This window comes from Bradyrhizobium sp. LCT2 (assembly GCF_009931255.1).
Taxonomy (GTDB): domain Bacteria; phylum Pseudomonadota; class Alphaproteobacteria; order Rhizobiales; family Xanthobacteraceae; genus Bradyrhizobium; species Bradyrhizobium diazoefficiens.
Genome location: NZ_CP034432.1, coordinates 2,735,967 through 2,758,451, shown reverse-complemented (window position 1 = coordinate 2,758,451; position 22,485 = coordinate 2,735,967). Strand labels below are relative to the sequence as shown.

The window sequence follows — 22,485 nt, the reverse complement described above, 5'->3', positions numbered from 1 at the left end:
TCTTTCCTGTCCAGTTTAAAATACCGTATTGCATTTTAATCTGAATACAGAAATAGTCCAGACGCCGGGTTCGAATGTCCAGAAGCGACTGCCCAGGAGAACTGCCATGAATCGCAGGGATGCACTCACCACTGTCGCCCTCGCCGGAGCCGCGATCGCCGCAACCGGTTCGGCCAAGGCCGACACCGCGCCGGGCTCGACGCTCGAACGGATCAAGAAGAGCGGCGTGCTGCGGATCGCCGTCATCGCCGGCCAGGATCCTTACTTCCACAAGGACCTCACCACCAATCAATGGTCGGGCGCCTGCATCGACATGGCGAACGACATCGCCGGCAAGCTCGGTGCCAAGGTCGAGACGCTGGAATCGACCTGGGGCAACCAGATCCTGGATCTCCAGGCCGAGAAGATCGACCTTGCCTTCGCCGTGAACCCGACGCCGGAGCGCTCGCTGGTCATCGACTTTTCCACGCCTATCCTGGTGCACTCCTTCACCGTCATCACCAAGAAGGGTTTTGCCAAGCCGCAAACCTGGGCCGAGCTGAACAAGCCCGAGGTCAAGATCGCCGTCGACATCGGCTCGACCCACGAGACGATCGCGCGCCGCTATTGCCCGAAGGCGACGATCCTCGGCTTCAAGGAGCGCAACGAGGCGATCCTCGCCGTCGCAACCGGACGCGCGGACTGCAACATTTCGCTGGCGGTGCTTTCGGTCGCGACCTTGAAGAAGAACCCGACGCTCGGTGAGCTCGCGGTGCCACGTCCGCTGCTTACGCTGCCGACCAATATGGGCATCCGCGCCGAAAGCGACCGGCGCTACAAGGACTTCCTCAGCGCCTGGGCCGACTACAACCGCTCGCTGGGCCAGACCCGCGAATGGATGTTGAAGGGTTTTGAAGCCGTAGGTCTCGGCGCGGACGACATTCCCGGCGAAGTGCAGTTCTGAGCGCCAATCCGCGATGTATGTCTGGGGATTCGCGGTGCTCAAGCCGTACCGGGCCCGCGTCGGCTTCATGAATGATGGCGTCATGGCCGGGATCGATACGCCAGAGGAGATGATCCGCCAGCCGCGCAGCGAACGGCGGAAGTCCCTCCTCAGCCGGTTTCACGAAACGCACTAGACTGCCGGCCACGACCATCCCGAATCGGTGGGGCGAACCATGAAACTCCGCGGCGGCTTCACGAATTACGGCGAGACGATCGGCATTCTGATGCTCGATACCCGCTTCCCGCGCCCGCGCGGCGACATCGGCAACGCGCTCTCCTACGACTTCCCGGTGCGCTACAAGATCGTGCGCGGCGCGCACGCCACAAGGATCATGGGCGACCAACCCGATCCGACCCTGCTCGAGCCGTTCATCGCCGCGGCCCGCGAATTGGAAGCAGACGGCGTCAAAGCGATCACGACGAGTTGCGGCTTCCTCGCGCCGTTCCAGAAGCAGCTCGCGGCTGCCGTGAACATCCCGGTCTTCACCTCGAGCCTGATCCAGGCGCCGCTGATCCACGCCATGCTGCCGCCCGGCAAGGTCATCGGCATCTTCACCGAACGCGGCCACCACGTGAACGAAGGGCACTTCCGCGGCGTCGGCTGGTCGCCGGACGACATTCTCGTTCAAATCCAGGGCATGAAGCCCGATGCGCAGTTTCCCGCAACCTACATTCTCGGCCGCGAAGAGCTGGACACTGACGTGCTGCGCGCCGAGATGATCGAGATGACGGAAGCCTTCATGGCGTCCTGCAAAAATCCCGGCGCGATCCTGTTCGAGTGCACCAACATGTGCCCATTCTCGCGGGACGTCGCCGAGGTGTCGGGTCTGCCGGTGTTCGACATCAACACGCTGATCAATTTCTTCCATCGCGCGGCCCATCCCGTGCCGTTCCTGCGCTGAACCAGCCGGGACGGGCGCCGAGGCGCGCGATGAACGCGCAGGAGCCTAAAATAAGGCGGCGTTGACAGCCTGTCCGTAGATCATTGCGGCAACGAGTGAGAGCAGCAGGCCCGCTCCCGAGAATATGACGACGACTTTCAGAGTCTCGACATCGACATTGGTTCCCGTCGCGCGGGATATTGCTCTTGCCAGTGCAGCAATCATCGCCAGCTCCGAAGCGGGCCGCGCGGAAGCGAGGCCTCACTTCATCTAGCGTTACTCGGCGCATTCGCGTGTGAAGCAGATTACAGGTGATCCCGCTGCACCCAGCCCGTTGCAATCGCGCTCGCCCAGGTGAGCATTCCCCTGGCCCGCGCCAATGCTGCCATGGCCGTGGTGTCGTAGGCCACGTAGCGGAGCGTCGCGGACCAGCCTCTGTTGGCATGCTCCAGAATTGCGTAACACGCATGAGGGGTGCCGACCTCGACCACGTAGGGAACGGGCATCTTCCCGTCGTAACCGGGCAATCCAACGCTGCCGGGATTGACGACCAGCCGGCCATCCTTCAGACGCACCACGCGCGGAATGTGCGTGTGTGCGCACAGGATGATCTCGGCGTCGATCCCCTCGGCGCCGGCCTCAATAGAATCAATCCGGCTCGGACGCGGGCAGCCGTCGCCCGCGATGTGGTCGAGCCAGAACGCAGCATCATTCCCTGGCGATCCATGGCACAGGAACGCCCGCCCCCTATACATGAGCGTGGACGGCATGCTTGCCATCCACTCGAAATGCTTGCGTTCGAGCTCTCGGAAATCGCTGCGCGCCGATGTGCCGGCCTGCCACAGCTCCACGAGAATGCGGTCCTGATCGCCCTTGATGGACGGAAAGCCTCGCTCCATCAGCAGGTCAGCCGTTCGGGCCGCTTCGAGCGGACCGCTAACATGGTCGCCCAGGTTCACGACCTCGTTGATGCCGAGCGCAGCAATGTCCGCAAGGACGGCTTCGAGCGCCGGACGATTTCCGTGCACATCCGCGATGGCAGCAAATTTCACTTGGCCTCTCCATTCGAGATGGCCGACGATTCACCCAATGCGGGACGATGCAGGGATAGCGGGTCTCTTTAGCTGCATTTTTAGAAGCGCCCGCAAGCTGAGGATCAAATCGGCGCTGGACGAACGCTTACATGACCAAGGTGCTGCGATCAACCGATCTTCGCTCGCGCGGCCGGAGCCTGCGGCGCGCCGCGTTGGGCCGACAGCTCCGCCCACAGGCGGGAGCGCACGCCTTCATTGAGAGGCACAATGTGGAACGGCTGGCCGAAGATTGCGAGCGGCTCCTTGGCCGGCTCGAACCGCGGCCAGGCTTCCGCGATGTCGGGCGCGCCGGATGTGACGAAGCGCAGCACGCTTGCCTGAAACCGCGCGGCGACCTCGATATCCTCGGGCGTCATCGGCCCGCCCTTGCGCTTCAGGATCGGGCGGTCGATGAAATCCGGCGGGTGCGCCCAGAGGCAGGCATTGTCGGCACCGTGGGTCGGCCCCTGCGACAGGAACGGCTCCAGCGCCGGGCGATGGTCGAACCGGCTCAGCCACACCGCGCCGCCAGCCGCGGCATGAAGCCGCGCAAGATCTGCCATGGGGCGATGCCAGAACGCGTCGGACAGCAGCGCCTCGTACGGATCCTCGTCGACGCGCGCTGTGGCGCGGTAATACGCCAGCAGACGTTGCCAGCCGGCATCGCCGACTGCGGCGCGCACTTGTCGTTCGGTGGTGCGGATCATCGCGGCCGGCGGCGTGCTCTTCAGGAACATCACCATCTCGTCGCGGCAGGAGCCGAGCCAGAGCGGAATGTCGCGCAAGGTTCCTTCGGCGAAGACGTCCCGCGGCTCGCGCGGAATCACGATTCCGTCGAGCACCGGGCCGAACACGGTGCCTTGTTCGGTCTCGTCCGCAAGCCTGCGACTGACGCGCTCCACCGCCGCGAAGAGCTTTGGCAGTGGCAAAGAGGCAATCGCGGTTGGGTCGTGCGCTAATTCGAGCTCGGCAAGCACGCGGCGTGCAACGTCGTCGGCATGATCGGCGCTCATGATGTTCCGCCCGGGCGCGCTGAGCGCGAGGGCGCGAATGAACTTGCCTCTGGCCTGCGGCAGGGTTGCGAGCGCGATCACCATCGAGGCGCCGGCCGACTGGCCGGACAGCGTGATCGCGTCAGGATCGCCGCCGAAATCCGCGATATTGGCGCGCACCCAGTCGAGGGCGGCGAGCGAATCCGAGATCGCGAGGTTGTTGGCCTCGCCGAGCCCAAGGCGATGCAATTGCAGGAATCCGAGCGGGCCGAGCCGGTAGTTGATGGTGACGATCACCGCCGGACCGTGCGCGGCGAGGAATGCGCCGTCATAGTCGGCGCCGCCGCCGGTGACGAAGGCGCCGCCATGGATGAAGACCAGCACCGGCAGCGGCCGATCGGCCTCTGCCGGCGTCCAGATGTTCAGGCTGAGACAGGCAGCCTCGTCCGCATGATCGAGATGGCCCGGCTGCGGCGCGTAAGCACCGTAGCCCGTGCAGCGGAGCGGCTCCGTCCACGCTTTCGGCGGCATTGCCTTGGCAAAGCGCGGCGCGGTTGCGAACGGCACGCCCTTGAAGGCACGCATACCGGCCTGCGTGGTGCCGACGACGGGGCCACTCGTGGTCTGAACTGCGCTGGTCAGCATGCGTGCCTCGTCTTCACTCAAGCGCGCCGCTTGCCGAGATCGGCGATGTCGACGGTGTGGGTTTCGCGCGCCGTCGCCGCAGCGGCTGCCGAGATCACGCAGCAGCAGGCGACGAAGATCGCGACGGGGATCCAGCCGTTCGGCCCCTCCCCGACCAGGCTCGCGCTCACCAGCGGCGTGAAGCCGGCGACGAGAAAGCCGAGCTGCGTGCCGATCGCGGTGCCGGAATAGCGCACGCGCGCCTCGAACATCTCGGCGTAGAACGACGGCCAGATCGCGTTCGGCGCGGCGTAGACGATGCCGGACAGGATCATCGCGGCGGCGAAGATCGCGATCGTGTTGCCTGACGTCACCAGCATGAAGTACGGGAACAGCAGCACCGCGCAGCCGAGCACGCCGCCGATGAACACCGGCTTGCGGCCGATCTTGTCGGCGAGCAGGGCCCAGAGCGGCTGGGTGAGCAGCGCCGTGACGTTGCCGAGCACGCCGGCCCACAGCATGGTCGGGCGCGCGACGCCGAACTTGCTGGTGGCATAGCCGAGTGCGAACACGGCGGTCATCGTGCTCACGGTCGCGATCAGCGCGCAGACGATGACGCGCAGCACGTCGGGCCAGTAGTCGCGCAGCAGGGCGACGACGGGGAAGCGCGCAACTTGCGCCTTGCCCTTGATGTCTTCGAACACGGGCGTTTCCGGCATGGTCCGCCGCACCAGGTAGGCGACCAGCAGCACCAGAGCGGAAAGCAGGAACGGAACGCGCCAGCCCCAGCTCAGAAGCTGGTCCTCCGGCAGGCTCGATACCGGAATGAATACCAGCGTCGCCAGGATCGCACCGGCCTGGGTGCCGCTCAGGGTCCAGCTCGTGAAGAAGGCGCGGTTGGAGTTGGCCGAATGCTCCAGCGTCAGCGAGTTCGCCCCGCTCTGCTCGCCGGCGGCCGAGAGGCCCTGTAACAGGCGAAGCAGCGTCAGGATGACGGGCGCGGCATTGCCGATCGCCTTGGCATCCGGCAACACGCCGATCGCAAGCGTCGAGCCACCCATCAGTACCAGTGTGAACAGCAGCACCGTCTTGCGACCAATGCGGTCGCCGAAATGGCCGAGGATGACGGCGCCGACGGGGCGCGCGATGTAGCCGATGCCGAAGCTGAGGAGCGCGAGCAGCGTCCCGGTCGAGGGATCGACATTGGCGAAGAACACTTTTGGAAAGATCAGCGCGGCCGCGGTGCCGTAGATGAAGAAGTCGTAGTATTCGAGCATGCTGCCGACGAAGCTGACCAGCGCGGCGCGCTTCGGCAGCTTGCCCGGTGTTGCCTCCGCTGCGGATGACGCGTGCAGCGATGCGGTTGACGTCAACGTCATTGCAAGTCCTCCCCATGTGTCCGGTGCGGCTCGCGTCAGGCGGTCCGCCGCGCGCGCGTTTTGTGGTTCTGGTTGCCGCAACCTTGGTTTGGAGGGATAATGTACGAACTAGTACGTTTATGCAATACGCGTTGGATCCAGGCCCGGACGGGTGAAATTTGCCTTCACCTTCAAGGTGATCCGTGGAAACTGGCGAGAGAAACAGTGATGCTCGAGCGCATGCCGCCCCCATCGAAGCGCACCAACGACCCCGAGCGCACCAAGCGCGACATCCTCGAAGTGGCGATGGCCGAATTCGCCTCGGAGGGCTATTCCGGCGCCCGCGTCGATGCGATCGCGGCCCGCACGCGCACGTCGAAGCGGATGATCTACTATTATTTCGGCGGCAAGGAGCAGCTCTACCTCGCGGTGCTGGAGGAGGCCTATCGCAGCATCCGCGCGCTGGAGGATCAGCTCGACATCGAAAGCTGCGACGCGCGCGAGGGATTGCGCCGGCTGATCGAGGCGACCTTCGACCACGACGAGCGCAATCCGAACTTCATCCGCCTCGTCTCAATCGAGAACATCCACCACGGCAAGCACCTGAAGCAGAACCTGCAACTGCGCCAGCTCAACGCCAGCGTGATCGCGACGCTCGACGGCATCCTCGAGCGCGGCCGCACTGAGGGCGTCTTCCGCGACGACGTCGACGCCATCGACCTGCACCTGGCCATCAGCTCCTACTGCTTCTTCCGCGTCGCCAACCGCCACACCTTCGGCGCCCTGTTCGACCGCGACCTGAGCGAACCCAGGATGCTGGCGAGGAGCCGGACGCAGATCGTGGAGATGATTTTGGCGTGGCTGGGGGCGAAGGGGTAAAGCGGCGAGAATAGCGCCAAACATTCGGTGTCGTCCTGGCGAAGGCTAGGACCCATAACCACCGAACGCAGTTTGGCGAAAACTCGGGGTTACCTGCTCGTGCGGCAACATCTCCCTGGGATAATGGGTCCTGGCTTTCGCCAGGACGACGAACAAGAATCACCCACTCCTCTTCCCCCGCGTGCTCGCCAGCAGCACCAGCATGAACGAGGCCGCCGTCATCAGCGTCGAGATCGCGGCGATGGTCGGGTCGATCTCGTCGCGGAGCGCGGTGAACATGCGCTTGGTCAGCGGCTGGTACTGCCCGCCGGAGATGAACAGCGCGACGATGGTCTCGTCCATCGCCGAGATGAAGGCGAAGATGCCGCCGGCCACCACGCTGGACTTGATCTGCGGCAGCGTCACCGCGAAGAAGCTGCGCAGCCGGTTCATGCCGAGGCTGCGCGCCACCATCTCCTGCGCCGGATCGAAGCTCTGCAAGCCCGCGAGCACCGAAATGATGACGTATGGCAGGCCCAGCATCACATTGGCGAGCACGAGGCCCGGCAGGGTCGCGACCAGGCCGACCTTGGCATAGACGAAGAAGATGCCGACCGCGGTGATGATGATCGGCACCACCAGCGGCAGCAGCAGCATCATGTGGATGAGGCGCATGATGCGCAGCTTCGACTGGCTGATGGCGTAGGCGGCGGCAACGCCGAGCGGCGTCGCGATCACCACGGTGAGCAGCGCGACCGTCAGCGTCACCCGCGTCGCCTGCATCCAGGCCGGGTTTGAAAAATACTGCTGGTACCAGCGCAGCGAGAAGGACGGCGGTGGGAAGGTCAAGAAGCGCGCGCTGGAGAAGGAGATCGGCGCGATGATCAGCACCGGCAGGATCAGATAGACCAGCACCAGCGCGCTGATCACGTAGAGGGCCATCCGTGCGGGGGACAATCGGGTCATTTCTGCCCCAATATGCGATCGAGCGAAATGAAGCGGCTGACGATGAGGAAGATCAGGAGCACGCTGACGAGCAGCACCACCGCGACGGCGCTCGCCGCGCCGAACTGGTTGTAGAGCTCGACATTGCGACTCACCAGCATCGACACCATCACGGTGCGGCCGCCGCCGAGCAACTCCGGCGTAATGTAGAAGCCGAGGCAGAGCACGAACACCATGGTGCAGCCGGCGAGCACGCCCGGCAGCGACAGCGGCAGGAAGACACGGACGAAAGTGAGCGACGGGCTCGCCCCCAGGCTGGCGCCGGCCTGCATCAGGTCGCCGGGGATCTTCTGCATGGTGGCATAGAGCGGCAGCACCATGAACGGCAGCAGGATGTGCACGGTCGCCACCACCGTGCCGAAGGTGTTGTGGACCAGCGCGAGCGGCTCGGAGATCACATCGAGATAGCGCAGGAACTGGTTGATCACGCCGGTGCGCTGGAGCAGCGCGAGCCACGCATAGGCGCGGACCAGCACGCTGGTCCAGAACGGCAGCACGACCAGCGAGAGGATGAGGATGCTCCACCCTTTCGGGACAGAGTTGGCAAGATAGGCCACGGGATAGCCGAGCAGCAGCGCGATTCCCGTGACCGCGAGGCTGATCTCGAAGGTCAGCGCGAAGCTGCGCCAGTAGATGTCTTCGGTGAAGACACGGCGATAGTTCTCCAGCGTGAAGCCGTCATGGTAGATCGACTGCCAGACGAGCCAGCCGACCGGCAGCACGATCAGAGCCAGGATCACCAGCAGCGCCGGCGACACCAATGCCAGCATCAGGCCGTGCTCGCGGCGCCGATGCTTTTGGGAGGGATCTGGCACTGATATCGTCAACGCTGCCTCGCTTCGCCTGGCTCTTCGTCTACTTCTGCATGAACGAGGCCCAGCGTTTCTCGGCCGCCTCGCCGGCCGGCGAGGACCACCAGGCGTAGGACATCAGCGCCTGCTTGGCCGCGTTGGCCGGCTCGCTCGGCAATTGCGCCGCGCGCTCGGGCTTGATCACATTGGTCTCGAACGCCTTGGGATTGCCCGGACCGTAGTCGATATGCAGCGGCAGATTGGCCTGGTGCACGGGATCGACGGCCTCGTTGAGGAATTTCACCGCGGTCTCGAGATTCGGCGCGCCCTTGAGGATGCAGAGCGAGGTGCTCTGAAGGATGCCCTGGTTGTAGGTGAAGGACACGTTTGCGCCCTCCTTGGCCACCGCGCTGACGCGGCCGTTCCAGGCCATCTCCATGTCGACCTCGCCGTCGTTGAGCAGCTGCGCCGACTGCGCGCCTGACGTCCACCACACCGTGATGTGCGGCTTGATCTCCTCCAGCTTCTTGAAGGCGCGATCGACGTCGAGCGGGTAGAGCTTGTCGGGCGCGACACCGTCGGCCATCAGCGCCGCTTCGAGCGTGGCGATCGGATGGTTGCGCAGCGCGCGGCGGCCGGGGAATTTCTTGACGTCCCAGAAATCGACCCAGCTGTTCGGCGCGTCCTTCGGGAAGGTCTTCTGGCTGTAGGCCAGCACGCTGGAATAGAACTCGTAGGACACCGAATAAGGGCTGCGATAGGCCTCCGGCATCGCCGCGGCGTTCGGGATCTTCGAGAAGTCGAGCTTCTCGATCAGCCCCTGCTCGCCGCCGCGCAGGCAATAGCCGGTGGGCGTGTCCACGACATCCCAGATCGGCTTGCCGCTGCCGACCTGGGTCTTGATCGCGGGCCAGGCATCGGGAATGGAATCCTGGTTGATGGTGATGCCGAGCTTCTTGGCGGAGGGATCGAGGATCGCCACCGTCTGCGCCGCCTGATAGGCGCCGCCTTGCGAGACGAAGGTGATCTGCTCGGCCGCGCTTGCCGCCGTGCCGCCAAACGCGATCGCGCCCAACAGGGCGTAGCCCAATGCGGAATTCTGTTTCGTCGTCATCCTCGCCTCCTCCATCGCCAAAGTGATTTCACTGACCGATCGCATCGAGAAACTGGTACCAGCCGGCGACCATGCGCACGGCGGGCTCGCGCAGTGGATAGAACGGAATCGCCTTCATGCGCCGCGCGTCGAGGAGGCCGACATCCGGCGTCTCACCGCGCACGAAGGCGGCGAGGTAGCGCCCCATCAGGCTCGACATCGCAACGCCGGCGCCATTGTAGCCCATCGAGAACAGCGTGCGGTCGTCGAGCCGGCCGATATGCGGCACCGAGTCCAGCGTCATGGCGACGAGGCCCGACCATTTGTAGGCGAGCGGCACCTCAGTGAGATCGGGGAAGATGCCGACCATCGCCTTGCGCAAGGCGTCGAACGCGGCTTCGGAGTCCTGCTTGCCGAAAGCGCCGCGGCCACCAAAGATCACGCGATTGTCGACCATGCGGAACCAGCGCATCATGCGCTTGGTCTCGGTGTAGGTGCGCCCCGTCGGCATCAATTTTCCGGCGAGATTGCGCGGCAGCTTGTCGGTCGCAATGATGGCGCTGCGGAACGGGATCAGCGTGCGCTGCATCTGCGCGGTGGCGGTGGTGAGGTCCGAGTAGCTGTTGGTGGCGATGATGGCCTGCTTCGCCCGCACCGCGCCCCGCGGCGTCTCCGCGACGATGCCGCCCTGCTCTCGCCTCAGCCTGAGCACCGGCGATTCCTGGAAGATGGGAACACCGCGGCGCGCCACGCCGTCGGCAAGACCGCGCAGATAGTTCAGCGGATGGATGCCGCCGGAGCCGGGATTGAGCACGCCGCCGACGAAGATGTCGGAGCCGGTCTCCTCGCGCACCCCGCGCTTGTCGAGGATGCGGACCTCCACATCGCCCATCTCGCGCGTCATCCAGTTGGCTTCGTCGATCGCGGCCCTCAAGGTCGTCTCGTTGTGCGCCGCCTTGACCTGGCCGGCGCGCGTCAACGCGGCGCTGCTGATGCCGAACTCGGACACCAGCTCCTCGACGATGTCGGTGGATTCATGCGCGATCTCGTACATGCGCCGCGCCATGGCGCGGCCGTGCACGGCGTCGATCTCGCGAAACGAGAGGCGGAACTTTGCGGTGATCACCCCGCCATTGCGCCCGCTTGCGCCCCAGCCGGGGCGGTTGGCCTCGAGCACGATCGGCGATAGGCCGCTCTTGGCGATGTGGTGCGCGGCGGAGAGGCCGGTATAGCCCGCACCGATGACCACCACGTCCGCCTGGCTCTCGCCCGACAGCACCGGAAACGCGCGCGCCGGTTCCGCCGTGGCTTCCCACAGCGAATTGGCCGATGGCAGCGCGCTCCAGTCCCGTGTCATGCCCGCGCTCACCGATCTAGGCCGCCGGCCCGATCGCCGCGTCGGCAAGTGCCTTCAACGTCGGGAAATGGAAGTCCGGCTTCGTCAGCGTCTCCACCGCCGGCGTGCCGCCGAAGCCCGCGATGCCCTGGCGGCGCTCGATCCAGCACACCTTGTAGCCGAGCTTCCGAGCGATCCCGATGTCGTGGTACTGGCTCTGCGCGACGTGGAGGATGTCGGACTGCTTGTAGCCGAAGGCCGATTGGCGACCCTTGTTGTAGGCGAAGAACTCCGGGTTCGGCTTGGCGACGCCGGTGTCGTCGGCGCAGACGGTGTCGTCGAAGGGATTGCCGAGCGCGTGTGCGTAACAGGACAGCGCGACGCGATCCGCATTGGTCATCGCCACAAGGCGGAATTTCGTGCGCAGGCGCTTCAGGGCCTCGACCGAGTCCGCGAACGGCCCCCAGCGCAGCACCGACAGCTGGAAGACGTCGCAGGACGCATCGTCGGAAGGCAATCCGAGCTCCTTGGCCAGATGGCGATAGACGTGGAACATCGCCTCGCTGGAGCGCTCATAGTGCCTGTCGCGGCCGCGCTTGTAGGGTTCGAAGATCTGCTCGTCGCTGAGCTCGGCCGGCGACTTGCCCGAGATCTTGCGCACGGCGGAGAGCACGCCGGCCTCGAAATCGATCAAGGTGCCGACGACGTCGAAGGTGAGGACCTTGAAATTGCTGAACGCGGCTTGGGACGACATGTTGGTCTCTTCTCTCGGGTTGGACTAGGCTGGATTCAGTCCCCTACCCTGGGCACGACGATGGTGTCCTCGGGGTGGAGGGTGACGGTGAGGCTGCCGCCGAGCGGCGGGATGCGGCTGTAGGCCTGGTGGTAGCTCGGCTGGCGCAGGCTGAGCGCGACGCCGCCTTCGAGCGCCAGGAAGATGCGCAGGCTCTCGCCCTGGTAGACGATGTCGGTGACGGTGCCGCTGAGCCGGTTGCAGGCGGCATCCTGCGCGCCGTCGTCGATCAGCAGCTTCTCGCTGTGCACGGCCAGCATCAGGGCGTCGCCGTCGGGAATGGCGCGGGCACTGCGCAACAAGGCGCTGCCGAGCGCCACGCTGGAGGCATCGACGCGGCGGACGGGCAACATCGTCGCCTCGCCGATGAAGCTTGCGACGAAGGAATCGGCGGGATGGTCGTGCAGGCGCGCCGGCTCGTCGATCTGGATCAGCCGGCCGTCCTTCATCACGGCAACGCGGTCGCTCATGGTCAGCGCCTCGCGCTGGTCATGGGTGACGTAGATGATGGTGGCGCCGATGCGCCGGTGCAGCGCGCGCAGCTCGATCTGCATGGATTCGCGCAGCTGCTTGTCGAGCGCGGATAGCGGCTCGTCCATCAGGATCAGACGCGGCTCGAAGATCATGGCGCGTGCCAGCGCCACGCGCTGGCGCTGGCCGCCGGAGAGCTGCGCGATGCCGCGTTCCTCGTAGCCGGCGAGGCCGACCATCGCGAGCGCGGCGCGCACCTTCTCCGGCCAGCTCGCTTTCGGCAGGTGGCGCGCGCGCAAGGGGAAGGCGACGTTCTCGCCGACGCTCATATGCGGGAACAGCGCGTAGTTCTGGAATACGACGCCGATGTCGCGCTTGTGCGGCGGCATGTAAGTGACGTCGCGGCCGCCGAACAGGATGGTGCCGCTGGATGGCAGGATGAAGCCGCCCAGGATGCCGAGCAGCGTGGTCTTGCCGGAACCGGAGGGGCCGAGCAGGGAGACGAACTCACCGGCGCCGACATTGAGGGACACGTCGTCGAGGGCGCGAACCGCGCCGTAAGCCTTGCTTGCGGACCTGATCTCGACGCTTTCCGCTCGTTTGTCCAACGATCGACCTCGCCATGTCCTGAGCCGGCGTGCCTCACTGCGCGCCATAAGCCTGCTTTATAGACAGGGATTTGGAGCACTCCTGGTTGCAGCGTGCACTGCAACCAATCCTTTGCTCGAAGCCCCTGTCTTTAGGCTGTCATGCGAATGACACCAGACTTGGCAAAACTCGGCAATTGCCAAATTCTCACCCGGCTCATAACATGACCTTATGCCCGAGCTCCGCCGGATGCTGCCGTCCAGTAACGCCCTGTTCGTCTTCGACGCAGCAGCGCGCAATGGCAGTTTCACCGCGGCGGCCGCCGAATTGAACGTCACGCAGCCCGCGGTGAGCCGGATGCTCGGCCAGTTCGAGCAGCATCTCGGCGTCCGCCTGTTCGACCGCAAGGCCGGCCGCGCGGTGCTCACCGAGGAAGGCGAGTTGCTCTATCGCCGTGTGCTCGAAGGCTTTCGCAGCATCGAGAGCGGACTCGTGGAGATCGAACGGCGGCGCAAGGGCACCGAGACGGTGACGCTGTCGGTCTCCTCCGCCTTCACCACGCATTGGCTGATGCCGCGCATCGACAAGCTGCAGCGGCAGTTTCCTGAGGTCGATTTGCGCTTCCAGCTGATCTCCGGCGCGCTGCGCGGGCCGGTGGAGAATGTCGATCTCGGCATGCGCTTTCGCGACCGCGACGAGCCGTCGTCTGGCGGCACGCTGGTGATGAAGGAAGTGATGCTGCCGATGTGCAGCCCCAGCTATCTCGACGAGACCGATCCTGCCGAGGGCAACACCATCATCCGCCTCGCCGAGACGCCGGGCGACTGGGCCGCGGATTACGCCTCGCTTCTCACCGGGCGCCGCGGCGCGGCCAAGGCGCTGAGCTTCACCGACTATGCCGTCGTGATGCAGGCTGCCCTGCTCGGCCAGGGCATTGCGCTCGGCTGGCTGACGGTCGCTTCGCACTGGCTCCTGACCGGCGCGCTGGTGCCGGCGTCCGACACGCTCACCACCACGCGCCGCATCTGCGAATTCCTGCCGCCGCGCAACCGGCCGATGCGCCCCATCGCCACTGAAATCCGCGACTGGATCATCGCGCAGATGAAAAGCGAGATCGCCGCGATCGACAAGCTCTATCCGAAACTCGGCGCGATGGCCGCGTGCTATTAGTTGCCCCCTCTCCCCGCAATCGGGGAGAGGCGAAGCGCACCACGCCGTCACCGATGCTCGATCGCCCTGATGGCGCCGCGGAGCTCGGCGAGGCCGCGCAGGCGGCCGATCGCGGTGTAGCCGGGATTGGTGCGCTTGGTGGCGGCGAGATCGTCCAGCATGCGGTGGCCGTGATCGGGGCGGAACACGATTCTCTTGTCGGGCGAACGGCGGGCGTTCTCCTTCAGCAGCGCCTTCAGCACCGCGACCATGTCGACGTCGCCGTCGAGATGATCGGATTCGTAGAACGACAGGCCGTCGGCCTCGCGCTTGGTCGCCCGCAGATGCGCAAACGCGATGCGCGGGCCGAAGCGCTCGGCCATTTCAGGCAGATTGTTCTCGGGCCGCACGCCGAGCGAGCCCGTGCACAGGCAGATGCCGTTGGCCTTCGACGGCACGGCGTCGAACAGCGCCTGATAGTCGTCGGCCGAGGAGGCAATGCGCGGTAGTCCAAACAGCGGACGCGGCGGATCGTCGGGATGCAGGGTCAGCGAGACGCCGAGCTGTTCCGCAACGGGGGTGACGCGCTCCAAAAACTCGGCGAGATGCTGTCGCAGGATTTTTGGCGTGATATCGCGGTACGTTTCGAGCCGGTCGCGGAATTGCGGGACCGTCATCGGCTCGGTTGTCGAGCCGGGCAGCGCGCTGGCGATGACCATGACGAGATAGTCGATGTCGGCCTGGCTCATCTGGTCGAACAGCGTTTTCGCGCGCGCTTGCTGCTCCGGTGAATACTCCTGCGCGGCGGCCGGACGCTTAAGGATGTGCAGCTCGAACGCGGCAAAGCGATCCTGGTCGAACCGCATGGCGCGGGCGCCGTTCGGCAGCTCCCATTCCAGATCGGTACGGCACCAGTCGACCACGGGCATGAAATTGTAGCAGATGATATTGATGCCGGAAGCGGCCACGGCCTCAAGGCTCGCGATCCACGCCTCAATCGACTTCGTCGCCTTACCGCCGAGCCGCTTGACGTCGTCAGGGATCGGAATCGACTCCACCACCGACCACGTCAGTTGCGAGCGGCCGGGCTGGCCGCGCTCGATGAAGTTCTTGCGCTCCTCGACCGCCTTGCGCGTCCAGGCCTCCCCGATCGGCACCTGATGCAGCGCCGAGACGATATCCGTCGCCCCGGCCTGCCTGACGTCATCGAGCGAGACCGGATCGTCCGGTCCGTACCAGCGCCATCCTTGCAACATCATCGAGATTCTCCCGGATCAGTTCGCAGTCAGCACGACCTTGACGCTCTGCGAGCGGTCGAGCGCCAGCCGCAGCGCATCGGGTGCGGTCGAGAGCGGCCGCTCGGCCGTGACCAGCGACAGCACGTCGACGCTGCCAGCGGAAATCAGTTGCACCGCCGTCATGAACTCGAAGCCGAAGCGGAACGAGCCGCGCAGGTCGATCTCCTTGGCCATGACCGCATTCGACGGCGTCGGGATCTGGCCACCCGGCAGATTGCCGATCTGCACCACGACGCCGCCACGCCGGACGATGCCGATCGCGCTGGCGAGACCCGCGGCCGTGCCAGAGACCTCGAACGCGACGTCATAGGGTCGTGAAGCAGCCTGCGCCTTCAGGCCTTCTTCCCCACCCGATACGTTCTCGACATGAGTGGCGCCAAGCCGGCTCGCAAAGGCGAGCGGCGCCGGCGCGATGTCGGCCACCGTGACGTCGGCCATGCCGGCACGGTGCGCGGCGAGCATGGTCAGAAGCCCGATCGGGCCGGCGCCGAAGATGACCCCGCGCTTGCCCTCGATGTTGCCGGCGCGCGCCACCGCGTGCAGGCAGACTGCGAGCGGCTCGGCGAGCGCTGCCGCCTGATAGGAGACGTGATCGGGAATCTTGACGCATTGCGCGGGGATCGCGTCGAAGTAATTGGCAAAGCCGCCCTGCATGTGCGGGGTCTTCGAGGCCGAGCCCATGAAATAGATGTTTTCGCAGAGGTTCGGCCGGCCCTCGCGGCAGGCGACGCAATGGCCGCACCAGCGCGACGGATTGACGGCGACGCGGTCGCCGACCTTCAGATTGGCTGCGGAGCCCGAGATCTCCACGACTTCGCCGGAGATCTCATGCCCCAACACCAATGGCGACTTCACCACGAAATCGCCGGTCCGCGCATGACGGAAATAATGCATGTCCGAGCCGCAGATGCCGCCGGCGCCGAAGCGGATGCGCACCATGCCTGATGCGAGCTTGTCGAGGGGATGCTCGATCATGCGCAGGTCTTCGGGGCCGAACAGGGTTGCGGCGAGAGCAGTGGAGGTCATTTGGAGAGTCCCATGTATTTAGGCAGCCAGAGGGTCAGTTCGGGGATGTAGGTGATCGCGATCAGCGCGAGCATCAGCGGCACCAGCCAGGGCAGGATCGCCACCGTCGTGCGCTCGACCGAGAGCTTTGCCACGCGGGCGAGCACGAACAGCACCATGCCGAGCGGCGGATGCAGCAGGCCGATCATCAGGTTCAGCGTCATGATCAGGCCGAAATGGATCGGATCGATGCCGAGCTTGAGCACAATTGGCAGCAGGATCGGCACCAGGATGGTGATCGCCGCCGTGGTGTCGATGAAGCAGCCGACGAACAGGATCAGCACGTTGGCAAGCGCCAGGAACACCCATTTGTTGTGGGTAATGCTGAGCATCCAGTCCGAGAGCATCTGGGCGGCCTGCGACACCGTCAGCAGCCAGGCGAAGATCGACGCAGCTGTCACGATGAACAGCACCGAGGCCGTGGTCTCGATGGTGTCGAAAGTCGCCTTCGCCACCGTCTTCAGCGTCATGGTGCGGTAGCGCACGAGCCCGAGGAACAGCGACCAGATCACGGCGGCGACCGCGGCCTCGGTCGGCGTGAACCAGCCCAGCGTCATGCCGCCGATCAGGATCACCGGCGCCATCAGCGCCATCACCGCCGAGAAGTCGAAGTACCAGTCGATCGCGAGCAGCACGCCGAGCCCGATGACGACCGCCATGTTGGTCGACATGCCGGCAACCACCATCAGCCAGATCGCGAGCGGGAAAGCGAGCACGATGGCGATCTCGAGGCCGGCCGAGCCGAGCTGCGGCCAGGAGAACGGCGTGTCGCTGCCCCATTTGTTCTTGTGCGCGAAGTAGGTGACGGTGGCCATCATCAGAAGCGTCATGACGATGCCGGGAATGACGCCGCCCAGGAACAGCGCGCCGATCGAGACGTTCGCCATCATGCCGTAGATCACGAAGGGCAGCGACGGCGGGATGATGGGCCCGAGCGTCGCGGACGCCGCGGTGACGCCGACCGAGAACTCGGTCGAGTAGCCGTGGTCCTTCATCGCCTTGATCTCGATGGTGCCGAGACCGGCGGCATCCGCGATCGCGGTGCCGGACATGCCGGAGAAGATCACCGAGCCGATGATGTTGACGTGGCCGAGGCCGCCGCGCATCCAGCCGACCAGCGCGACGGCGAACTTGTAGATGCGGCCGGTCACGCCGGCGATGTTCATGAGATTGCCGGCCAGGATGAAGAACGGCACGGCGAGCAGCGGGAAGCTCTCGACACCGGCGATCATGCGCTGCGCCAGCGTGACGTCGGGCGTCACGCCGCTGACCAGGATGTAGAGCAGCGACGACGCGGCCATGGCGATCGCCACGGGAACGCCGAGCAGCATCAGGAGGAGAAAACCACCAAGCAACAGCAGCATGACCTTACCCTTCAAAACCGTCGTAGGCGCCGGGACGTTCGAGGATCGAGTAGCCCTGTCGCAGATGTTGCAGCGCCACCTGCACCGAGCGCACGAACATCAGCACGAAGCCGGCCAGCACGGCGTAATAGACGTAGTCCTTGGGAAGATTGATCGTGGTCATGGACTCGTCGCCGATGATCTGGATGTAGACCCAGACCAGCTTGATGGCGTAGCCGAAGAAGGCGATCCGGATCAGGTCGATGACCGTCGACAGCGTGCGCGCGACGAGATGCGGCAGATAGCGGTAGATCAGATCGACCTGGATGTGCCGCGACAGCCTTACGCACATCGATGCGCCGATGAAGACCACGCCGATCAGGCAGTAGGTCGCGATCTCCTCGGTCCAGGCATAGCTGTCGTTGAGGACGTAGCGGGTGAAGAACTGGAGGAAGACGGCAAGCGCCATCACCCAGAAGATCGCCAGCGCCACCCAGTCCTCGAAAGCGTAGATGCCGAGATCGACCTTCGGCGCCGCCTCCTCCTCGAAGGTGTGGGCGATCTCGTCCGCGGTGATCTGCCGGTGTATTTCGGCGGTCGACATGGGGTTACCTCTCTCCAAATCGTCGTTCCGGGGCGACGCGTCAGCGTCGAACCCGGAACCTCGAGATTCCGGGTTCGGCTCTTCGAGCCGCCCCGGAATGACGACTACGTCGTCACTTAACGTCCTGAATCCGTTCCCAATCCGCCTTGCGGTAACCGAAAGTCTCGAACGCGACGTTCTTCAGCACGGTGTCGCGGAACTCGTTCTTGTCGACCTCGGTCACGGTCAGGCCCTTCTCCTTGAAGAAGGCGACCAGCTTGGCTTCGTTCTGCTTGATCTCCGCGGTCGCCTTGGCGGCGGCCTCCTGCGCGACGTCGGTGAAGATCTTCTTGTCCTCGTCGGAGAGCTTCTTCCAGAGCGCGCCCGCCACCACCGTGTTGAGGTGGTCGACGATGTGGCCGGTCAGCACGATGTGCTTCTGCACCTCGTAGAACTTCTTGGCCTCGATCGTGGTCAGCGGATTCTCCTGTGCCTCGACGGTGCCGTTCTGGAGCGCGAGATAGACTTCGGCGAACGCGATCGGCGCGGTGTTGGCGCCGCAGGCGCGCGGCATTGCGAGATAGGCCGGAACGTCGGGCACGCGCATCTTCAGGCCCTTGAGGTCGGCGCAGCTCTTGATCGGCTTGTTCGACGAGGTCTGGCGCACGCCGTAATAGGTCACGGCGACGATGTGGTGGCCGCTCTTGTCCTCATAGCCCTTGGCGAGTTCCTTGAAGATGTCGCTCTTGGTGTAGGCCAGGAGATGATCGGCGTCGCGGAAGGTGTAGGGATAGTAGGTCACGCCGATCGGCGGGAAGCTCTTGGCCGCGAAGCTCGAGCCGGAGATGATGATGTCGACCGAGCCGAGCGAAAGGCCCTGGTTGATGTCGGCTTCCTTGCCGAGCTGGGACGCCGGATAGACATCGACCGCATAGCGCCCGTTGGTGCGCTTGCCGATCTCCTGCGCGGCCCAGACCGAAGCGGTATGGAACGGCTCAGAGGTCTCGTAGACATGGGCCCATTTCAGCTTGGTCTGCGCCATGCCGGCGTGGGTCGTTGCAAACATCGCCGCGGCCGAGACCGCGAGCATCATCGTCATCTTCTTCAACACTGACTTTTCCTCCATCGTTCAAGTCTGCTTCTTGTTCGCCCGCCTCCAAGGAATGCGGGCCGCCCAATCTCATCGCCGCCGCGCGCTGCCGCTCTTGGCTTGCTTCTTGGCCTGTTTTTCGGCCTGCTTCTTCGGTGTTCGTTCTGGTTTTGCCGGCGTTTCCGGAGATCGTGCCGGGGACGATCCTGCCGCGGCCACGGCGCCGAAATTCTGCGCAAAGCGCTCCTGCGAGCGCGCCAGGTGATTGCGCATCGCCTCGCGCGCGGCGTCCGGATCATGCGCGGCGATCGCGTCGCGCACGGCGCGATGCTCGTCGAGCGCGGTGCGCCAGGTGCCCGGGTTCTCGAAATAATGCGCAAGCTGCGCGAAATAGGGATTGAGGCGCTGGTCGAACAGCTCGCCGACCACGCGCACCAGGACGGCATTGCCGAGACTTCCGGCGATCGCGACATGGAACGCGCGGTCGTGGACCATCGAGGCTTCGCCGGGGTGCTCGACATTCTCCATCGCGAGAAGCGACGCGTCGATGCGCGCGACGTCGTCCTTGGTCGCGACGCGCGCGGCCTGCTCGGCGATGGCGCTTTCCAGGAATTCTCGGGCGCGCAACAGCTCGAACGGCCCCTCGATGACGGAAGCGGTCGCAGGCGCCGCAACGGCCGCGGGCTCGATCACATAGATGCCGGACCCGACGCGGATGCGCAGGCGGCCTTCGACCTCGAGCGCGATCAGGGCTTCGCGCACCGTCGGCCGCGACACCTTGAGCTGCTCGGCGAGCTCGCGCTCGGTCGGCAAGCGGCTGCCGACCGCGTACTCGCCGCTGTCGATCAGGCTTCGCAATTGATCGGCGACCTGGCGATAGAGCCGTCTCGCCTCCACAGCTTCCAGCGGCACGCTGGTCCTCCCCGAAAGGGTCGCGCGGGGTCGTCCAAACCCGCCGCCCGCCAATTTTGGATAATTGGCCTTACCAATTGACCGGAGCATTGACCGAGGACGGGCGCCATGTCAAGCAGCGGCCAAAGACAGGGAGAGACGACCATGCGCCATAATTCAACGCGTCTTGGCCGCGCCAATCTCGACCGGCTGCCGCCGGCCATCCGCCGCCCGGCCTATGACCGATCGCGCGTCACGCCCGGCATCGTGCATCTGGGCCTCGGGGCCTTTCATCGCGCGCATCAGGCCGTCGTCATCGACGATTGCCTTGCCACCGGGGCCGCATCCTGGGGCATCGTCGGCGCGAGCCTGCGCAGCCCGGACACGCGCGATGCCCTCGCCCCGCAGGATCATCTCTACACCGTTGCCGTTCGTGCCACTGAGGGCACCGAGCACCGCGTCATCGGCGCGCTGCTCGACAGCGTCGTCGCACGCGAGAACCCGGCGCGGCTGATCGAGCGGATGGCCGATCCCGCCATTCGCATCGTCTCGCTCACCGTCACCGAGAAAGGCTATTGCCATACGCCGCAGACCGGCGATCTCGACGAGCGGCACCCTGATGTCGTGCACGATCTCAACAATTTTGACGCGCCGCGCTCGGCCCCCGGCTTCATCGTGGCCGCGCTGGCGCGCCGCCGGGCGCAGGGGCTTGCGCCCTTCACCGTGCTGTGCTGCGACAACCTCGCCGCCAACGGCCACACCGTGCAACGGATCGTGACGCAGTTCGCGGCGCTGCGCTCGAAGGATCTCGGCAAGTGGATCGCGGATACCGCAGCCTTTCCCTCGACCATGGTCGACCGCATCGTGCCGGAGACGACGGATGCCGACCGCGATGCGGTGTCATCCGCGCTGGGCTTCCGCGACGCCTGGCCGGTGATGACCGAGCCCTTCACGCAGTGGGTGGTCGAGGACCGCTTCGCGGCGGGCCGGCCCGATCTTGCCGCCGCGGGCGTCGAGCTCGTCACCGACGTCAAGCCGTTCGAGCTGATGAAGCTTCGGCTGCTCAACGCCAGCCATTCCGCGCTCGCCTATCTCGGCTATCTCGCCGGCTACGAGACCATCGCCGACACCATGCAGGATCCGCACTTCGCGCGTCTCGCCGCGCAGGTGATGGAAGAGGCCGCGGTGACGCTGACGATGCCGGCGAGCACCGACCTTGCCGCCTATCGCGCCTCGCTGCTCAAGCGCTTCGCCAATCCGGCGCTGCATCATCGCACGTGGCAGATCGCGATGGACGGCTCGCAGAAGCTGCCGCAACGCCTGCTCGGCGCGATGCGGGATCGCCTCGCCAAGAACCTGCCGATCGCGACGCATGCGCTCGCGGTGGCCGGCTGGATGCGCTACGTCACCGCGCGCGACGAGCACGGCCGCGCCATCGACGTGCGCGATCCCCTCGCCGGCGAGTTCGCAGGCTTGGCGCGCGAGGCGGGCCCTGTCGCCGAACGGCTCGCGCCCGCACTGCTCGGGGTCGGACAAGTGTTCGGGCCGCTGGGTGCCGAGCCGCGCCTGCGCGAGGCCGTGATCGCGGCGCTCGGCCGTCTCTATACGGACGGCGCGCGGCGGGCAGTGGAGACGCACGTTTCTGCGTGACCACAAACTGGGCAGTAATGCTGCACTGCGGTCCAAATCGAACGCAAAGTCGACGGAAGTCGCGCTTGATTTTTGCCTGTCATTGCCTCACCCGAGAGCCATGGCAAAGGACAGCAAGGTCATCGCCGCGAACGCGGCCTTCTACGCCGCCTTTTCAACGGGCGACTTCGCCGGAATGGAACAGATGTGGGCGGATGACGACGCCATCTCCTGCATCCATCCCGGCTGGCCTGCGATCATCGGGCGGGCCACCGTGATCGGGAGCTGGCGCGACATCCTGCAAAATCCGGAGCGACCGCAGATCGTCTGCGCCGAGCCGCAGGCCATCGTCGACGGCGACTGCGCGCGCGTGCTCTGCATCGAGATCGTCGACGGCACCGCCTTGGCCGCTGCCAACCATTTTCGCCGCGTCGGCGACGACTGGCGCCTGGTTCACCATCAGTCGAGCCCGATTGCGCAGATTGTCGAGCAGGCTGAAGACGATAGAACGAGTCACCGCGTCCACTGAAGGCGGCAGGCCCGCCGGCCCGTTCTACTGTGCATGGGGTTGTTTTTCAGTTTTTTAGTTG

Annotated in this window: 23 protein-coding genes and 1 riboswitch; of the genes, 7 read left to right on the top strand and 16 right to left on the bottom strand. The window is 65.3% G+C overall.

Translation table 11 applies throughout. The annotated features are described in order from the left end of the window. The first annotated feature begins 106 nt into the window (after window positions 1-106). The 3 genes from EI171_RS13550 to EI171_RS13540 are packed head-to-tail and all read left to right on the top strand — an operon-like array spanning window position 107 to window position 1,886. A complete protein-coding gene (locus EI171_RS13550) occupies window positions 107-943 on the top strand; it encodes a transporter substrate-binding domain-containing protein (RefSeq protein WP_011089555.1) in 837 nt (278 codons plus the stop codon). Between the two features lie 34 nt (window positions 944-977). After that, a complete protein-coding gene (locus EI171_RS13545; protein WP_244647694.1) occupies window positions 978-1,118 on the top strand; it encodes a hypothetical protein in 141 nt (46 codons plus the stop codon). A 39-nt stretch (window positions 1,119-1,157) separates the two neighbouring features. Next, on the top strand, window positions 1,158-1,886 hold the full coding sequence (locus tag EI171_RS13540; RefSeq protein WP_161533577.1) for an aspartate/glutamate racemase family protein: 729 nt from the start codon (window positions 1,158-1,160) through the stop codon (window positions 1,884-1,886). Window positions 1,887-1,931: 45 nt separating this feature from the next. Here the strand turns inward: EI171_RS13540 and EI171_RS44735 are convergent, their stop codons facing one another. From EI171_RS44735 to EI171_RS13525, 4 genes are all read right to left on the bottom strand, one after another. Beyond that, window positions 1,932-2,090 (bottom strand): hypothetical protein, encoded by a 159-nt coding sequence (locus EI171_RS44735; protein ID WP_165448172.1) that lies wholly within the window; start codon window positions 2,088-2,090, stop codon window positions 1,932-1,934. Window positions 2,091-2,170: 80 nt separating this feature from the next. Continuing rightward, window positions 2,171-2,917 carry a metallophosphoesterase gene (locus tag EI171_RS13535; RefSeq protein WP_011089558.1) on the bottom strand — a complete coding sequence of 249 codons (747 nt, stop codon included), beginning with the start codon at window positions 2,915-2,917 and terminating at the stop codon, window positions 2,171-2,173. A gap of 47 nt (window positions 2,918-2,964) precedes the next feature. Continuing rightward, window positions 2,965-3,043, bottom strand: a riboswitch (SAM riboswitch). Between the two features lie 23 nt (window positions 3,044-3,066). Next, a complete protein-coding gene (locus EI171_RS13530) occupies window positions 3,067-4,575 on the bottom strand; it encodes a carboxylesterase/lipase family protein (RefSeq protein WP_161533576.1) in 1,509 nt (502 codons plus the stop codon). Between the two features lie 17 nt (window positions 4,576-4,592). Continuing rightward, window positions 4,593-5,933, bottom strand: coding sequence for an MFS transporter (locus tag EI171_RS13525; RefSeq protein WP_161533575.1), 1,341 nt, complete (start codon window positions 5,931-5,933; stop codon window positions 4,593-4,595). A 207-nt stretch (window positions 5,934-6,140) separates the two neighbouring features. Between EI171_RS13525 and EI171_RS13520 the strand changes: the two genes are divergently transcribed. Then, on the top strand, window positions 6,141-6,791 hold the full coding sequence (locus tag EI171_RS13520; protein ID WP_028174499.1) for a TetR/AcrR family transcriptional regulator: 651 nt from the start codon (window positions 6,141-6,143) through the stop codon (window positions 6,789-6,791). 159 nt (window positions 6,792-6,950) lie between these two features. Here EI171_RS13520 and EI171_RS13515 read toward each other — a convergent pair whose 3' ends face one another. The 6 genes from EI171_RS13515 to EI171_RS13490 form a co-directional block, all read right to left on the bottom strand. Continuing rightward, window positions 6,951-7,736 carry an ABC transporter permease gene (locus EI171_RS13515; protein WP_110117217.1) on the bottom strand — a complete coding sequence of 262 codons (786 nt, stop codon included), beginning with the start codon at window positions 7,734-7,736 and terminating at the stop codon, window positions 6,951-6,953. Continuing rightward, window positions 7,733-8,545, bottom strand: coding sequence for an ABC transporter permease (locus EI171_RS13510; RefSeq protein ID WP_038965674.1), 813 nt, complete (start codon window positions 8,543-8,545; stop codon window positions 7,733-7,735). Before EI171_RS13510 ends, EI171_RS13515 begins: the two co-directional genes overlap by 4 nt. Before the next feature lie 85 nt (window positions 8,546-8,630). Then, complete coding sequence (locus EI171_RS13505) at window positions 8,631-9,680, bottom strand: ABC transporter substrate-binding protein (protein ID WP_202633145.1); 1,050 nt, start codon at window positions 9,678-9,680, stop codon at window positions 8,631-8,633. A gap of 28 nt (window positions 9,681-9,708) precedes the next feature. Further along, complete coding sequence (locus EI171_RS13500) at window positions 9,709-11,016, bottom strand: FAD-binding oxidoreductase (protein WP_161533574.1); 1,308 nt, start codon at window positions 11,014-11,016, stop codon at window positions 9,709-9,711. A gap of 16 nt (window positions 11,017-11,032) precedes the next feature. After that, window positions 11,033-11,749: an HAD family hydrolase gene (locus EI171_RS13495; RefSeq protein WP_110117220.1), complete on the bottom strand. Its 717-nt coding sequence runs from the start codon at window positions 11,747-11,749 to the stop codon at window positions 11,033-11,035. Window positions 11,750-11,784: 35 nt separating this feature from the next. Then, window positions 11,785-12,867 (bottom strand): ABC transporter ATP-binding protein, encoded by a 1,083-nt coding sequence (locus EI171_RS13490; protein WP_161533573.1) that lies wholly within the window; start codon window positions 12,865-12,867, stop codon window positions 11,785-11,787. A 211-nt stretch (window positions 12,868-13,078) separates the two neighbouring features. On the opposite strand from EI171_RS13490, the gene EI171_RS13485 reads away from it, so the two are divergent. After that, on the top strand, window positions 13,079-14,017 hold the full coding sequence (locus EI171_RS13485) for a LysR family transcriptional regulator (RefSeq protein ID WP_028174492.1): 939 nt from the start codon (window positions 13,079-13,081) through the stop codon (window positions 14,015-14,017). A 47-nt stretch (window positions 14,018-14,064) separates the two neighbouring features. On the opposite strand, the gene uxuA is transcribed toward EI171_RS13485, so the two are convergent. The 6 genes from uxuA to EI171_RS13455 all read right to left on the bottom strand — a co-directional run bounded on the left by uxuA (window position 14,065) and on the right by EI171_RS13455 (window position 20,287). Then, window positions 14,065-15,255: a mannonate dehydratase gene (gene uxuA / locus EI171_RS13480; protein WP_161533572.1), complete on the bottom strand. Its 1,191-nt coding sequence runs from the start codon at window positions 15,253-15,255 to the stop codon at window positions 14,065-14,067. Window positions 15,256-15,270: 15 nt separating this feature from the next. Beyond that, complete coding sequence (locus EI171_RS13475; RefSeq protein WP_028174490.1) at window positions 15,271-16,320, bottom strand: L-idonate 5-dehydrogenase; 1,050 nt, start codon at window positions 16,318-16,320, stop codon at window positions 15,271-15,273. Next, window positions 16,317-17,723, bottom strand: a complete 1,407-nt coding sequence (locus tag EI171_RS13470) for a TRAP transporter large permease (RefSeq protein ID WP_011089571.1) — start codon at window positions 17,721-17,723, stop codon at window positions 16,317-16,319. The genes EI171_RS13475 and EI171_RS13470 overlap by 4 nt, the downstream gene beginning before the upstream one ends. A 4-nt stretch (window positions 17,724-17,727) precedes the next feature. Next, a complete protein-coding gene (locus EI171_RS13465) occupies window positions 17,728-18,306 on the bottom strand; it encodes a TRAP transporter small permease (RefSeq protein ID WP_161533571.1) in 579 nt (192 codons plus the stop codon). 112 nt (window positions 18,307-18,418) lie between these two features. Continuing rightward, entirely contained in the window at window positions 18,419-19,378 is a 960-nt protein-coding gene (locus EI171_RS13460; protein WP_161536997.1) for a sialic acid TRAP transporter substrate-binding protein SiaP, read from the bottom strand. Between the two features lie 87 nt (window positions 19,379-19,465). Continuing rightward, window positions 19,466-20,287: a FadR/GntR family transcriptional regulator gene (locus tag EI171_RS13455; RefSeq protein ID WP_161533570.1), complete on the bottom strand. Its 822-nt coding sequence runs from the start codon at window positions 20,285-20,287 to the stop codon at window positions 19,466-19,468. 144 nt (window positions 20,288-20,431) lie between these two features. On the opposite strand from EI171_RS13455, the gene EI171_RS13450 reads away from it, so the two are divergent. Beyond that, window positions 20,432-21,916, top strand: a complete 1,485-nt coding sequence (locus EI171_RS13450) for a mannitol dehydrogenase family protein (protein ID WP_161533569.1) — start codon at window positions 20,432-20,434, stop codon at window positions 21,914-21,916. Window positions 21,917-22,016: 100 nt separating this feature from the next. Next, window positions 22,017-22,424, top strand: coding sequence for a nuclear transport factor 2 family protein (locus EI171_RS13445; RefSeq protein WP_028174485.1), 408 nt, complete (start codon window positions 22,017-22,019; stop codon window positions 22,422-22,424). Window positions 22,425-22,485 lie beyond the last annotated feature (61 nt).

Bases quoted from the DNA above. Each gene is read 5' to 3' on its own strand.
- EI171_RS13465 (WP_161533571.1), bottom strand. From the start codon at position 18,306: ATGTCGACCGCCGAAATACACCGGCAGATCACCGCGGACGAGATCGCC.
- EI171_RS13550 (WP_011089555.1), top strand. From the start codon at position 107: ATGAATCGCAGGGATGCACTCACCACTGTCGCCCTCGCCGGAGCCGCG.
- EI171_RS13460 (WP_161536997.1), bottom strand. From the start codon at position 19,378: ATGATGCTCGCGGTCTCGGCCGCGGCGATGTTTGCAACGACCCACGCC.
- uxuA (WP_161533572.1), bottom strand. From the start codon at position 15,255: ATGATGTTGCAAGGATGGCGCTGGTACGGACCGGACGATCCGGTCTCG.
- EI171_RS13500 (WP_161533574.1), bottom strand. From the start codon at position 11,016: ATGACACGGGACTGGAGCGCGCTGCCATCGGCCAATTCGCTGTGGGAA.
- EI171_RS13510 (WP_038965674.1), bottom strand. From the start codon at position 8,545: ATGCTGGCATTGGTGTCGCCGGCGCTGCTGGTGATCCTGGCTCTGATC.
- EI171_RS13450 (WP_161533569.1), top strand. From the start codon at position 20,432: ATGCGCCATAATTCAACGCGTCTTGGCCGCGCCAATCTCGACCGGCTG.
- EI171_RS13470 (WP_011089571.1), bottom strand. From the start codon at position 17,723: ATGCTGCTGTTGCTTGGTGGTTTTCTCCTCCTGATGCTGCTCGGCGTT.
- EI171_RS13530 (WP_161533576.1), bottom strand. From the start codon at position 4,575: ATGCTGACCAGCGCAGTTCAGACCACGAGTGGCCCCGTCGTCGGCACC.
- EI171_RS13505 (WP_202633145.1), bottom strand. From the start codon at position 9,680: ATGACGACGAAACAGAATTCCGCATTGGGCTACGCCCTGTTGGGCGCG.
- EI171_RS13515 (WP_110117217.1), bottom strand. From the start codon at position 7,736: ATGACCCGATTGTCCCCCGCACGGATGGCCCTCTACGTGATCAGCGCG.
- EI171_RS13495 (WP_110117220.1), bottom strand. From the start codon at position 11,749: ATGTCGTCCCAAGCCGCGTTCAGCAATTTCAAGGTCCTCACCTTCGAC.
- EI171_RS13525 (WP_161533575.1), bottom strand. From the start codon at position 5,933: ATGACGTTGACGTCAACCGCATCGCTGCACGCGTCATCCGCAGCGGAG.
- EI171_RS13445 (WP_028174485.1), top strand. From the start codon at position 22,017: ATGGCAAAGGACAGCAAGGTCATCGCCGCGAACGCGGCCTTCTACGCC.
- EI171_RS44735 (WP_165448172.1), bottom strand. From the start codon at position 2,090: ATGATTGCTGCACTGGCAAGAGCAATATCCCGCGCGACGGGAACCAAT.
- EI171_RS13475 (WP_028174490.1), bottom strand. From the start codon at position 16,320: ATGACCTCCACTGCTCTCGCCGCAACCCTGTTCGGCCCCGAAGACCTG.
- EI171_RS13540 (WP_161533577.1), top strand. From the start codon at position 1,158: ATGAAACTCCGCGGCGGCTTCACGAATTACGGCGAGACGATCGGCATT.
- EI171_RS13520 (WP_028174499.1), top strand. From the start codon at position 6,141: ATGCTCGAGCGCATGCCGCCCCCATCGAAGCGCACCAACGACCCCGAG.
- EI171_RS13485 (WP_028174492.1), top strand. From the start codon at position 13,079: ATGCCCGAGCTCCGCCGGATGCTGCCGTCCAGTAACGCCCTGTTCGTC.